This is a genomic window from Streptomyces sp. ISL-12, assembly GCF_018614415.1.
GTDB lineage: Bacteria > Actinomycetota > Actinomycetes > Streptomycetales > Streptomycetaceae > Streptomyces.
Genome location: NZ_JAGGOO010000055.1, coordinates 18,249 through 31,107, shown reverse-complemented (window position 1 = coordinate 31,107; position 12,859 = coordinate 18,249). Strand labels below are relative to the sequence as shown.

General features: G+C 73.0%; 10 protein-coding genes. 4 read left to right on the top strand and 6 right to left on the bottom strand.

Annotated features, from left to right (window positions below; all coding sequences use genetic code 11):
• The first annotated feature begins 2 nt into the window (after positions 1 to 2).
• Entirely contained in the window at positions 3 to 200 is a 198-nt protein-coding gene (locus J7I94_RS15525; protein WP_215167673.1) for a DUF397 domain-containing protein, read from the top strand.
• Here the strand turns inward: J7I94_RS15525 and J7I94_RS15520 are convergent.
• Positions 187 to 1,953: a TIGR03767 family metallophosphoesterase gene (locus J7I94_RS15520; RefSeq protein ID WP_215167672.1), complete on the bottom strand. Its 1,767-nt coding sequence runs from the start codon at positions 1,951 to 1,953 to the stop codon at positions 187 to 189. The genes J7I94_RS15525 and J7I94_RS15520 overlap by 14 nt on opposite strands.
• Positions 1,954 to 2,209: 256 nt before the next feature.
• Positions 2,210 to 2,662 carry an NUDIX hydrolase gene (locus J7I94_RS15515; RefSeq protein ID WP_308114582.1) on the bottom strand — a complete coding sequence of 151 codons (453 nt, stop codon included), beginning with the start codon at positions 2,660 to 2,662 and terminating at the stop codon, positions 2,210 to 2,212.
• A 282-nt stretch (positions 2,663 to 2,944) separates the two neighbouring features.
• On the opposite strand from J7I94_RS15515, the gene J7I94_RS15510 reads away from it, so the two are divergent.
• A complete protein-coding gene (locus J7I94_RS15510) occupies positions 2,945 to 6,259 on the top strand; it encodes a S8 family serine peptidase (RefSeq protein WP_215167671.1) in 3,315 nt (1,104 codons plus the stop codon).
• Between the two features lie 77 nt (positions 6,260 to 6,336).
• Here the strand turns inward: J7I94_RS15510 and J7I94_RS15505 are convergent, their stop codons facing one another.
• Positions 6,337 to 7,152 carry a hypothetical protein gene (locus J7I94_RS15505; RefSeq protein ID WP_308114581.1) on the bottom strand — a complete coding sequence of 272 codons (816 nt, stop codon included), beginning with the start codon at positions 7,150 to 7,152 and terminating at the stop codon, positions 6,337 to 6,339.
• 1 nt (position 7,153) lies between these two features.
• Positions 7,154 to 7,693, bottom strand: coding sequence for an RNA polymerase sigma factor (locus J7I94_RS15500; RefSeq protein WP_215167670.1), 540 nt, complete (start codon positions 7,691 to 7,693; stop codon positions 7,154 to 7,156).
• A gap of 365 nt (positions 7,694 to 8,058) precedes the next feature.
• Here J7I94_RS15500 and J7I94_RS15495 point away from each other — a divergent pair, with 365 nt between their 5' ends.
• Positions 8,059 to 9,075 (top strand): aspartate-semialdehyde dehydrogenase, encoded by a 1,017-nt coding sequence (locus J7I94_RS15495; protein ID WP_215167669.1) that lies wholly within the window; start codon positions 8,059 to 8,061, stop codon positions 9,073 to 9,075.
• Here J7I94_RS15495 and J7I94_RS15490 read toward each other — a convergent pair.
• On the bottom strand, positions 9,036 to 9,545 hold the full coding sequence (locus tag J7I94_RS15490; RefSeq protein ID WP_215167668.1) for a DUF1203 domain-containing protein: 510 nt from the start codon (positions 9,543 to 9,545) through the stop codon (positions 9,036 to 9,038). The two genes, J7I94_RS15495 and J7I94_RS15490, sit on opposite strands and share 40 nt — an antisense overlap.
• A 111-nt stretch (positions 9,546 to 9,656) precedes the next feature.
• Between J7I94_RS15490 and pepN the strand changes: the two genes are divergently transcribed.
• Complete coding sequence (gene pepN / locus J7I94_RS15485; protein ID WP_215167667.1) at positions 9,657 to 12,254, top strand: aminopeptidase N; 2,598 nt, start codon at positions 9,657 to 9,659, stop codon at positions 12,252 to 12,254.
• 111 nt (positions 12,255 to 12,365) lie between these two features.
• Here the strand turns inward: pepN and J7I94_RS15480 are convergent, their stop codons facing one another.
• Positions 12,366 to 12,851: a hypothetical protein gene (locus J7I94_RS15480; protein ID WP_215167666.1), complete on the bottom strand. Its 486-nt coding sequence runs from the start codon at positions 12,849 to 12,851 to the stop codon at positions 12,366 to 12,368.
• Positions 12,852 to 12,859 lie beyond the last annotated feature (8 nt).

Genomic DNA, 12,859 nt, shown 5'->3' with positions numbered 1-12,859 from the left:
CCATGACCCTGTCCGAGCACGCCTGGTTCAAGTCCTCCTACAGCGACCCCGGCCAGAACTGCGTGGAAGCCGCCCTCCTCCCCTCCGCCATAGCCGTCCGCGACTCCAAACACTCCGCCGGACCCGTCCTCCACCTCTCCCCCACCGCCTGGCACCCCTTCCTCACCCACCTCACCGAGCGCGGCCCTACCTCTTCCTGAGCAACAGCTCCGTGTTCCGGTCGTCCGCGTCGCCCGCGAGGTCGGTGCGGGCGCCGGGGGCGTTGAGGGACAGTTCGCGGTAGAGGGCCGCCAGGCCGGTCTGGGACAGGTCGGTGAAGTCGGTGCCGGACGGGGCGGCGGACTCGACGAGGGTGGTGAACAGGGACAGCGTGCCGTCCTTGTTGTCCGTCAGCTCGATGACCCGGGCGAGCTGGGGGAAGTCGACGTGGGAGGCGGTGGAGATCTCCCAGAAAGCGCCGCCGTCGGCACCCTCGTGCGGGGTGATGGCGTTGCGGTGGATGTGCCCGTTGACCCAGGCCAGCACGTTGCGGTGGCGGCCCAGCAGGGCGACGACGTCGGCGCCGGTGTGGCGCTGGTCGTCCGGGTGGGCCGGGTCGGGGCGGGTGTTGTCCATCGTCTCGCTGGTGTGGTGGCTGAAGACGATGGCGTAGGAGTCGGCGTTGTCCTTCAGGGTCCGCTCAAGCCAGCGCAGTTGCCCCGCGCCGATGGAGCCCTCGTAGTGGCCGCCGGGGTCGGTCGTGTCGAGGCTGATGCCGATGACGTCGTCGGAGATGCGGAAGCTGTAGTACTGGGTGCCGGCGTCGACGTTGGCGGTGGTGTAGCCGTGGCCGTGCGGGCCGGGGCCGAGGTGGGCCGCGTCGAGGTGGGCCTTGAGGTAGTCGGCCGGGGTGAAGGGGGCGCGCTGCTCGTCCGGCGTGACGGAGCGCATGGAGCGGGCGTGCGCCTCGAGGAACTCGCGGTACAGGGCGCCCTCGGGGTCGTCGGCCTTCTTCAGCGCGGTCTGGAGCTCGGCGGCCTCGGCGGCGGGCAGTTCCATCAGTTTGCGGCCGCCGACGGCCAGTTCGGTGAGGTAGGAGTCGCCGTGGGAGGCGTAGCAGCCCAGCGGCATGGCGTCGTGGTTGCCGACCGTCGAGTACCAGGGCAGGTTGAGGCCGGGGCTGCGGACCTCGCGGGTCGCGGCGGTCAGGAAGCCGTCGAGGTGCGGGAAACCGCGCTTCTTGTCGGCGTCGCGGACGGCCGCGTCGGGCTGCCAGTACTGGGTGATGCCGCTGTTCTGGACGCCCTCGTAGTGCCGGAGGTCACCGGAGTTGGGGGTGACGCGCCCGCCGCTCATGACGGTGAGGAACCACTCCAGTTCGGTGCGGGCGTTGTTGTCGGTGTTGTCGCCGGTGGTCATCGCGAAGTGCAGCGGGGAACCGGTGACGGGGGCGCCGCGCAGCGCGTTGACCCGCTCGACCAGCGCGATCGCGCCCTGCACGGTCAGCGCCTCCTGGGGCCGCCAGGCGTGCACGTCGGTGGAGCGCAGGTATTCGAGGCGCAGCGGGTGCTGGGTGTCGATCAGGTGCAGGTCGGTGAGCTGCACGAACGCGGCGAGGGCGGTGCGGCGCCCCTCCCGGCCGGACCGGGCGGCGGCCAGCCCGTCGCGGACGACGCGGTCCCAGCCGGGGCCGTCGGCCAGGCGCCGGTAACCGGAGCCCGAGCCGGAGCGCGGGGTGGCGAGGGCGGCGAGGGTGGTGCCGCGGGTGTAGGGGGTGAGGGGGGCGGCCGGGGCCCGGCGGGAGGAGGCGAGGGCCGCCGCCTCGTCGGTGCCCGTGGTGGCCGTCGCCGCGGCGTCGTCGGGCCGCAGGCCGTAGCCGACGCCCCCGGCGACGGCCACCGCGGCGGTGGCGGCGAGGACGGAGCGGCGGTGGACGCCCGGCGCGGAGCCGGTGGTTGAGCGTGTGCGCGACATGCGCTTCTCTCCCCGAGTGCGAACGCGTCGGCGGTGACCGCGGACGGTCGCAACCGCGAACGTCCGCTCTACCGGATGCTTGGCACCGGGGATGGCCTGTGCGTGAACGCGGCGGCAACGGGCAACGCCGATCACGGTACGTGGATCATGCGATGCCCTGCGCGTTCGCGACTGCTCCGCGAACGGCCGGGAAACGGTCGCCGGGCGTTCACCTGACGGGGTACCGGGGCGGAGCACGGGGCGACCGGGGGCGGCCCTACGCCCCGGGCAGCCGCCCCGTCGCCGGCCGCTCCCGCCACAGTTGCAGCCCGGTGTCGACCAGCGGCACCCGGGTCAGGCCGGGCACCGCGTCGAGGTCCTGCCAGGCGGCCAGGTCGGTGGAGCCGCCGACCTCGGGCCGCAGCGTGCCGCCGGTGACGCGGGCCTCGTAGACGAGCCGTACGCCGTGGTGGTCGACGGGGCGGCCGAACCGGCCGGGGCGGACCCGGCGGACCGAGTCCACCCCGAGCAGGGCGGTGACCTCGACGCGGTAGCCGGTCTCCTCGGCGACCTCCCGCCGGACGGTGTCGTACGGGTCCTCGCCGTGCTCCATGCCGCCGCCCGGCAGCACCCACTCGGGCACCCCGCCGGGCCCCGGCGACCGGGCCAGCAGCACCTGCCCGTCCCGCACACACAAGGCGTAGGCCGCCACCCGCAGCTTCCGTCGCACGCCGGGACGCTAACCCGCCGGACGGGCCACCGGCAGAGCCCCTCGCTCGATTGTCATGTACCGCCCCTTATGTCCCCGGTGACGCATGGCGGAAGTACGCCATGACTCCTGCCCGCCCCGGTGAACACTCCCCAAACAGCGACCCCTTACGTAAAGCTGAGCGGTCATCCGAGATCACATTCCGGACGACGGCGATCAGAGCAGAGCGGCTCCGATCGTTTCCGTGCCTGTGCCCGTAGACCACAGCCCACAAGGGATGCCGATTACCTGCAAGGGATGCCGATGACCCACACCCCTCAGCGCGACCCGATACCGGGTGGCAGACGCGCGGCCCGTATCGCCGTGGCCGCCGGTCTCGTCGCCGCACTCGCCGCGGCCGGGCCCATACCCGTGGCCCTCGCCGCCGACGGCCCGGCCACCACCGCGCCGACCGCCGATCCCTCCGTCAAGTCCGCGCACGAGAAGCTCGGTCCGGACGACGCCGACCGGCTCGCCGAGGCCAAGGCCGACGGCGAGAAGAACGTCACGATGATGGTCGCGACCGCCCCCGGCGACACCGCCGAGGTCGCGAAGAAGCTGGACGCGGTCCAGGGCGGCACCGTGGGCCGCACCTACGACAAGCTGGGCTACGTCCGCGCCACCGTCCCCACCGCCAAGGCGGACGCCGCGATCGCCGCCGCCGCGAAGCTCTCCTCCGTGCACGGCATCGATCTACGCGAGGAGATCGCGCTGGACGACCCGACGCCCAGCGCGGACACCGCGAAGGGCGCCGCGACCGGGGCGACGGCCACCGCCGCCAAGGCCCCCGGCAGGAACACCCCGGCGAAGAACCCGTACAACCCGTCCTTCGAGACGGGCGCCGTCGACTTCGTGAAGCAGAACCCGAAGGCGGACGGCCGCGGCATCACCATCGGCATCCTGGACTCCGGGGTGGACCTGGCCCACCCGGCGCTCCAGAAGACCACCACCGGCCAGCGGAAGATCGTCGACTGGGTCACCGCGACCGACCCGGTCGTCGACGGCGACGAGACCTGGCGGCCGATGACCGCCGCCGTCTCCGGCCCGGCGTTCACCTACGGCGGCGAGACCTGGACCGCCCCCGCCGGCTCCTACAAGGTGAGCACCTTCCTGGAGTCGTACACCACCGGCGGCGACGCGGCCGGCGACGCCAACCGGGACGGCGACACCACCGACTCCTGGGGCGTGCTGTACGACGCGGCGGCCGGCACGGTCCGCGTCGACCTCAACGGCAACCACGACTTCGCCGACGACACCCCGATGAAGCCGTACAAGGACGGTTTCCAGGTCGGGTACTTCGGCACCGACGACCCGAAGACGGACGTCGCCGAGCGGCAGCCGTTCGTCGTCGAGATCCGCAAGGACGTCGTCTACAACAACGCGGGCGCCAAGGCCGACTTCGTCAACATCGGCGTCATCGAGTCCGAGCACGGCACCCACGTCGCGGGCATCACCGCGGCCAACGGCCTGTTCGGCGGGCAGATGGACGGCGCCGCCCCCGGCGCGCAGATCGTCTCCTCCCGCGCCTGCACCTGGACCGGCGGCTGCACCAACGTCGCCCTCACCGAGGGCATGATCGACCTCGTCGTCAACCGGGGCGTCGACATCGTCAACATGTCGATCGGCGGCCTGCCGTCCCTCAACGACGGCAACAACGCCCGCGCCGAGCTGTACACCCGGCTCATCGACGAGTACGGCGTCCAGCTGGTGATCTCCGCCGGCAACTCCGGCCCCGGCGCCAACACCATCGGCGACCCCGGCCTGGCCGACAAGGTGATCTCGGTCGGCGCGTCCATCTCCAAGGAGACCTGGGCGGTCAACTACGGCTCGGCGGTGGAGAAGAAGTACGCCATGATGCCGTTCTCCTCGCGCGGCCCGCGTGAGGACGGCGGCTTCACGCCGACGCTGACCGCGCCGGGCGCGGCGATCAACACCATCCAGACCTGGATGCCTGGCGCCCCGGTCACCGAGGCCGGCTACGCGCTCCCCGCCGGCTACGGCATGCTCCAGGGCACGTCGATGGCCTCCCCGCAGGCCGCGGGCGCCTCCGCGCTGCTGCTGTCGGCGGCGAAGCAGAAGCACCTCGACCTCACCCCGGCGACCCTGCGCACCGCGCTGACCTCGACCGCCGACCACATCAAGGGTGTGCAGGCGTACGAGGAGGGCGCGGGCCTGATCAACGTCGTGGACGCCTGGAAGTCGATCCGGCGCGGCGCCTCGGCGCACGAGTACACGGTCAAGGCTCCGGTCGACACCGCGATCGACTACGCCCTTCAGACCCCGGGCTTCGGCACCGGCCTCTACGACCGCGAGGGCGGTCTGAAGGCGGGCCAGAAGAAGACGTACGAGATCACGCTCACCCGCACCACCGGCGCCGACAAGGCGCTCCGGCACGAGCTGCGCTTCGAGAACAACGCGGACCGCACCTTCGAGGCCGTCGGCTCCGACACGGTGAAGCTGCCGCTGAACCAGCCGGTCACCGTCGAGGTGCGGGCCGCGCCGCGGTCCGCCGGGCTCAAGAGCGCGATCCTGGAGGTCGACGACCCGAAGACGGAAGGCGTCGACCAGCAGGTCATGACGACGGTCGTGGTCGCGGCCCCGCTCGCGGCGGAGCAGAAGTACAGCTACTCCGTGTCCGGTTCGGTGCAGCGCAACAGCACCACGTCCTACTTCGTCACGGTCCCCGAGGGCGCCAGGACCCTGGAGGTCGCCATCGGCGGGCTGAAGGGCCGGAGCCAGACCCGGTTCATCGCAATCCACCCGTACGGCGTCCCGCTCGACAACACCTCCACGCCGTACTGCTACAACAACTACCTCGACGGCAACGGCTGCAAGCCCGACGTGCGCTCGTACGCCGACCCGCAGCCCGGCGTGTGGGAGATCGAGGTCGAGTCGCGGCGCACCTCGCCGCTTCTCGACAACCCGTACACGCTGGACGTCTCCCTGCTCGGCGCGGACTTCGACCCCGAGGTCGTGACCGTGCCCGAGGCCAAGGCCGGCACCCCGGTCACCGCCTCCTGGACGGTGACCAACCGGTATGCCGCGATCGACGGCGGCACGCTGACGGGCGGCCCGCTGGGCTCCTCCCGCACCGACCGTCCCGCCATCGCCGAGGGCGACACGCGGACCACCACGGTCGAGGTCCCCGAGGGCGCGACCTCGCTGGACGTGGCCATCGGCGGTGTCTCGGACGCCTCCGCCGACCTGGACCTGGCGGTCTACGACGCCGACGGCACCCTGGTCGGGCAGAGCGCCGACGGCGACTCCGAGGAGTCCGTCTCCGTCCCCGCCCCGGCCGCCGGCACGTACACCGTCAAGGTCGTCGGCTACGCGGTCCCGGCCGGCTCCACGGAGTACGACTACCGGGACGTGTACTTCGCCGCCACCCTCGGCACGGTCACCGTCGACGGGGCGCCGGTGTCGCTGGGCACGGGTGACTCGGCCGCCGTCTCCGGCAGCGTGACGGCGCTGGCCGCCGCGCCCGAGGGCCGCGAGTTCTTCGGTCGGGTCCAGCTCGTCGACGCCCGCGGCACGGTCGCGGGCACCGGCAGCGTGGCGATCGAGAAGGTCGTGCCGTAGTCCGGTACGGCGCGGAAGGAGGGGGCGGGTGCTTCGGCGCCCGCCCCCTTTCCCTTTTCCCCTTCTTTCCCCTTCGGTCAGTCGCAGGTGAGGGTGCGGGCCTCCGGCAGGGCGGCGGTGACGCGGGCGCGTTCGGGGGCGATCTCGGCCTCGCCCACGAAGAGGGCGTCCGGGTGGACGCCGTGCGCCGGGAGCCCGAACAGCACGCGGTCGCCCACGCCGGGGGCGCCGGTGCCCTTCCCGGTCAGGAAGGTGACCTCGCGCGACGCCTTCTCGGGCGCGTACTGCCGGGTGATCTCCACCGTGATCCGCCGGCCCGCTTCCCCGGGCGCCGGGCCGGACCCGGTCACCGTGCCCTCGGCGACCAGCCGGGCACAGGCCAGGTAGGCGGGGCTGCCGAAGGGGACGACGGGCCCCTTGGCGCCGGCGTCGGCCTGGGCGCTGGAGGCCCCCGCGTCCTCGGCACCGCCGCCCCCGGCCTGCGTCACCAGCCACGCCATGCCGGAGAGGAACGCGCCCGCGCAGGCGACGGCGAGCGCGCCGAGGGCCAGGTTCCGGCGGTGGCGCCGGGGGCGGGGGCGGGGGCGGAGTGCGGCCGGGGCCGGGGCCGGTTCCCGTGGAGGCGAGGGCTCGCTGAGGACCCGCCCGAGGACCCCCAGCCGCTCCCGCAGCACCGCCACGTCGGCGGCCTCGGCGGACCCCGGCGGCAGCGGCTCGCCCAGGATCGCGGCCATCAGCGCGTCGTCGGGAGCGGCCCCCTCGTACCCGTCGTACCCGTCGTGCTCGTCGTACGCGTCGTGCTCGTCGTACGCGTCGTATTCGTCGTACGCGTCATGCTCGTCGTACGGGTCGTGCCCGGCGTACCCGTCGTACGCGTCATGCTCGGCGGCCACGTCACACCACCTCGTCCTCGTGCAGCCGGGCCCGCAGGGCCCGTACCGCCGTGTGCAGCCTGCTCTTGACCGTGCCCTCGGGAACGCCCAGCTCCTCGGCGATGCCGCGCACCGGCAGATCGGCGTAGAAGCGCAGGACGACGACCTGGCGCTGGGCGTCGGGCAGCGCGTCCAGGCCCCGGGCGACGGCGAGGGAGAGCAGGCTGGTGTCCTCGCCGGAGGGGTGGTCGCTCTGGCGCAGCGCGGCGAGGCGCTCGCCGATCCGCTCCTGGCGGCGTTTGGCCCGGTGCCAGTCCATGGCGAGGTTGGAGGCGACCACCGCCGCCCACGCCGAGACGTCCCGGGGCGCCTCACGGCCGCTGGCGGCGCGCTCCAGCAGCCGCAGGCGGACCTGCTGCACCCCGTCCGACAGGTCCGCCTGCGGTACCCCGCCGAGCGCGAGCACCGCCCGCACCCGGCGCTCCTGGGCCGCGTCCAGCGGATCGTCGCCGACGGCCTCCCCCGCCTCCCCCGCCCCTCTGCGGACCTTTCTGCGCAGCACCGGCCACCCCTCCCCTCGCCGCGTTTCCCCTACGACGCCGCGGCGGGCGGAAACGTTCGCTCCGTGGCCGCCGACCCGCACCGAGGCGTACGTCACACCCGGTGTGGGCCGGGACGAAAGGGGCAGGGGCGAGGCAGCACAGCTTGCGGCGCCGTGGCCTCGGCGGGTTAATTCCTGCAGCTCGGCAGGGGTGTGGCCGCAGGGACGACGGTCGCGCCCCGGGCCGCCGGGGCCCGTTCGGCCAGGTCACCGGGGAATGCGGTGGACAGGTGGGCCGGGGATGACCGCATGATGGAAAAGTTCGCACGATGGAAAAGTCCCGGCCACACAGGCCGGGCGCACGCAGGTCACGCAAGGGAGTCGCCGTGAGGGTCGGAATCGTCGGAGCCACCGGACAGGTCGGCACGGTCATGCGCAGGATCCTCGGCGAGCGGAACTTTCCGGTCACCGAGCTGCGTCTGTTCGCCTCCGCCCGCAGCGCGGGCAAGGAGCTGGACGGGGTGACGGTGGAGGACGCGGCCACCGCCGACTACTCCGGCCTGGACATCGTGCTGTTCTCGGCGGGCGGCGCCACCTCCAAGGCGCTGGCCGAGAAGGTCGCCGCGCAGGGCCCGGTCGTGATCGACAACTCCTCGGCGTGGCGCCGCGACCCGGACGTGCCGCTGGTGGTCTCCGAGGTCAACCCGCACGCGATCGCCTCCCGTCCCAAGGGCATCATCGCCAACCCGAACTGCACCACGATGGCCGCGATGCCGGTGCTGCGTCCGCTGCACGCCGAGGCGGGCCTCGAAGCGCTGGTCGTCGCCACGTACCAGGCGGTGTCCGGTTCCGGTCTGGCCGGTGTGGACGAGCTGTTCGAGCAGGTCAAGAAGGTCGGCGAGGACGCGCCGAAGCTCACCCACGACGGCGGCGCGGCCGAGTTCCCCGAGCCGGAGAAGTACGTCGCGCCGATCGCGTACAACGTGCTGCCGCTGGCCGGGTCGATCGTCGACGACGGCCGGTTCGAGACCGACGAGGAGCAGAAGCTCCGCCACGAGTCCCGCAAGATCCTGGAGATCCCGGAGCTGAAGGTCTCCGGCACCTGCGTCCGGGTCCCGGTCTTCACCGGCCACTCCCTCCAGATCAACGCCCGGTTCGCCCGCCCGATCAGCGTGGAGCGCGCCAAGGAGCTGCTCGGCGGCGCCCCCGGCGTGGCCCTCGCGGAGGTCCCGACCCCGCTCCAGGCCGCCGGGCAGGACCCGTCCTACGTCGGCCGCATCCGGGCGGACGAGACCGTCGAGCACGGCCTCGCCCTGTTCGTCTCCAACGACAACCTGCGCAAGGGCGCCGCGCTGAACGCCGTTCAGATCGCGGAGCTGGTGGCGGCCGAGCTGAAGGGCTGAGGCCGCTCGACCCCGTAGTAGAAACAGCCGTACTCGACGGCCCGGACGTGGACGAACGCCACGGCCGGGTCGTCGAACGCTTCCCTGAGGGCCCCTTCGAAGTCCTGTTCCACCAGCCGCCCGCCCAGGATGTGTCCCTGGGCCGAGTAGCGGCGCAGCACCCGGTGGCTGTCGGTGAACGGCAGGCCGCCACCGAGGTCCGGTCCCGGGCACTCCTCGGCGTGGACGAAGACGGGGCCCTGCTCGTCGTAGGCCCCCGGGGCGGCGCCCGTGGCCGCCGCCCAGCGGCGCAGCGGCGCGTACGACACCAGCGCGAGCCGGTCGCCGGGGGCGCTGCGGTGCAGACAGCAGCGCAGGGGCGCGCCGCCCTCCTCGTCGGTGAACGGGACCGCCGCGCGTCCCGCGTCGTCGGTGATCCGCAGCTCCTTCAGGGTGTCCGCCGGGATCGGGTGTGCGGTGTACGTCGTCATGCCCCCAGGCTGCGGCGCGAGGGCGCCGCGTACCGGCGGGATACGGACATCGCGTTCGGCCCGGCGCGCGTGGAAGGATGACGGAAACGACACATACGAGGAGATGACCGCGTGCCTGGCACAAACCTGACCCGCGAAGAGGCGCAGCAGCGGGCGAAGCTGCTCTCCGTGGACGCGTACGAGATCGATCTCGACCTCTCCGGCGCGCAGGAGGGCGGAACGTACCGGTCTGTCACGACGGTGCGGTTCGATGTGGCCGAGAACGGGGCCGCGTCCTTCATCGACCTGGTGGCCCCGGCCGTCCACGAGGTCGTCCTCAACGGCGACCAGCTCGACGTGTCCAGCGTCTTCGCGGACTCCCGGATCGCGCTGCCCGGTCTGCTGGAGGGCCGCAACATCCTGCGGGTCGTGGCCGACTGCGCGTACACCAACACCGGTGAGGGCCTGCACCGGTTCGTCGACCCGGTCGACGAGCAGGCGTACCTCTACACCCAGTTCGAGGTGCCGGACGCCCGCCGGGTCTTCGCCAGCTTCGAGCAGCCGGACCTGAAGGCGACCTTCCAGTTCACCGTGCGGGCGCCCGAGGGCTGGACCGTCGTCTCCAACTCCCCCACGCCCGAACCCCAGGACAACGTCTGGGTCTTCGCGCCGACGCCGCGCATCTCGTCGTACATCACGGCCCTGATCGCCGGCCCGTACCACTCGGTGCACAGCGTGTACGAGAAGGACGGGCAGAGCGTGCCGCTGGGCATCTACTGCCGTCCGTCGCTGGCCGAGCACCTCGACTCGGACGCGATCTTCGAGGTGACGCGGCAGGGCTTCGAGTGGTTCCAGGAGAAGTTCGACTACGCGTACCCGTTCGAGAAGTACGACCAGCTCTTCGTGCCGGAGTTCAACGCGGGCGCGATGGAGAACGCGGGCGCGGTCACCATCCGCGACCAGTACGTCTTCCGGTCGAAGGTGACCGACGCGGCGTACGAGACGCGGGCCGAGACCATCCTGCACGAGCTGGCCCACATGTGGTTCGGCGACCTGGTCACCATGGAGTGGTGGAACGACCTGTGGCTGAACGAGTCGTTCGCCACGTACACGTCCATCGCCTGCCAGGCGGCGGCGCCCGGCTCGCGCTGGCCGCACTCGTGGACGACGTTCGCCAACTCCATGAAGACCTGGGCGTACCGGCAGGACCAGCTGCCGTCCACGCACCCGATCATGGCAGACATCACCGACCTCGACGACGTGCTCGTCAACTTCGACGGCATCACGTACGCCAAGGGTGCCTCCGTGCTCAAGCAGCTCGTGGCGTACGTCGGTGAGGACGCGTTCTTCCAGGGCGTGCAGGCGTACTTCAAGCGGCACGCGTTCGGCAACACGCGCCTGTCCGACCTGCTGGGCGCGCTGGAGGAGACCTCCGGGCGGGACCTGAGGTCCTGGTCGAAGGCGTGGCTGGAGACGGCCGGCATCAACGTGCTGCGCCCGGTGATCGACACGGACGCCGAGGGGAACATCACCTCGTTCGCCATCCGGCAGGAGGCCCCGGCGCTGCCGGCCGGTGCCAAGGGCGCCGCATCCGATGATGCGGCTCCGCCGCGTGGCACCCTGCGCCCGCACCGCATCGCCGTCGGCTGCTACGACCTCGACCCCAGCGGCAAGCTGGTGCGCGGTGAGCGCGTCGAGCTGGACGTGGACGGCGAGCTGACCGACGTGCCGCAGCTGGTCGGCACCCGCCGCCCGGCGGTGGTCCTGCTCAACGACGACGACCTGTCCTACGCCAAGGTCCGCCTGGACGAGCAGTCGCTGGCGTTCGTCACCGAGCACCTCGGCGACTTCGCCGAGTCCCTGCCGCGCGCCCTGTGCTGGGCGTCGGCCTGGGACATGACCCGGGACGCCGAACTCGCCACCCGCGACTACCTCTCCCTGGTGCTCTCCGGCATCGGCAAGGAGTCCGACATCGGCGTCGTGCAGTCCCTGCAGCGGCAGGTCAAGCTGGCCGTCGACCAGTACTCCGACCCGGCGGCCCGCGAGACGCTGCTCACCCGCTGGACCGAGGCGACGCTGGCGCACCTGCGCGCGGCCACGCCGGGCAGCGACCACCAGCTGGCGTGGGCGCGGGCGTTCGCGGCGACGGCCCGCACGCCGGAGCAGCTCGACCTGCTGGAGGCGCTGCTCGACGGGACGGGGTCCGTGGAGGGGCTGGCCGTCGACACCGAGCTGCGCTGGGCGTTCGTGCAGCGGCTCGCGGCGGTCGGCCGGTTCGACGAGACGGAGATCGCCGGCGAGTACGAGCGGGACCGCACCGCCGCCGGTGAGCGGCACGCCGCCACGGCTCGGGCGGCCCGGCCGACCGAGCAGGCCAAGGCGGAGGCGTGGGCGTCGGTGATCGACTCCGACAAGCTGCCCAACGCCGTGCAGGAGGCGGTGATCTCCGGCTTCGTCCAGACCGACCAGCGGGAGCTGCTGGCGCCGTACGCGGACCGGTACTTCGAGGTGCTGGAGGGTGTCTGGGAGTCCCGTTCGCACGAGATGGCCCAGCAGATCGCCGTCGGCCTGTACCCGGCGGTGCAGGTGACGGACGAGACGCTGCGCAAGACCGACGCGTGGCTGGCGTCCGCCCGGCCGAACGCGGCCCTGCGGCGGCTGGTCTCGGAGTCCCGCTCGGGCGTCGAGCGGGCGCTGCGGGCGCAGGCGGCGGACGCGGCGGCGGGCTGACGCGGGGCGCGGGCGCGGGGCGCGGGGCGGGCTTACGGCACGCTGAGGCGCTCGGGGCGCTCGGGGGAGTTTCCCTGGGCGCCCTTCAGCGCGTCACGGGGGTCACGGGTGTCACGGGGCCGACGGGTGTTCCGCCTGCGAGTGTTCCGCCGACGTGCTGACGGGGTCGGCGGCGTCCTTCGGGGTCGCCGCGTCCGCCGCGTCCGCGGGGTTCGTCGGGTCCGCGGGGTTCATCGGGTCCGCCGCGTCCGCCGCGGACGGGTCGGGGCCCGCCGTCTCGGCTGCCGTCGGGAGCGCCGGCGGGACCTCCGTGGAAACGGACGGGGCCGGATGAGTGGGGCGGGCCGGGGCGAGCGGCGGGGCGGGGCCGGGGTCCGCGCCGGACAGTGTGACGGCGGCTGCCGTGACCGTGCAGACCAACGCCGCGACGGCACCCGCTGCGGCGAGCACCGTGCGGCGCCTGCGCCGGATGCGGCGCCCGCCGGCGACGGCCGCGTCGACGACGCTGGGCAGCGCGGGCTCCGGGCCGGCGCCGAGCAGCTCCCGGAAGGCGGCGTGCAGGGCCTCGTCGTCGTGACGGTCCACGCGTCCGCCCATGCCCGGGT

Excerpts from the sequence above, each read along its gene's own strand:
- J7I94_RS15525 (WP_215167673.1), top strand. The coding sequence starts at position 3 with ATGACCCTGTCCGAGCACGCCTGGTTCAAGTCCTCCTACAGCGACCCC.
- J7I94_RS15520 (WP_215167672.1), bottom strand. The coding sequence starts at position 1,953 with ATGTCGCGCACACGCTCAACCACCGGCTCCGCGCCGGGCGTCCACCGC.
- J7I94_RS15510 (WP_215167671.1), top strand. The coding sequence starts at position 2,945 with ATGACCCACACCCCTCAGCGCGACCCGATACCGGGTGGCAGACGCGCG.
- J7I94_RS15490 (WP_215167668.1), bottom strand. The coding sequence starts at position 9,545 with ATGACGACGTACACCGCACACCCGATCCCGGCGGACACCCTGAAGGAG.
- J7I94_RS15480 (WP_215167666.1), bottom strand. The coding sequence starts at position 12,851 with ATGGGCGGACGCGTGGACCGTCACGACGACGAGGCCCTGCACGCCGCC.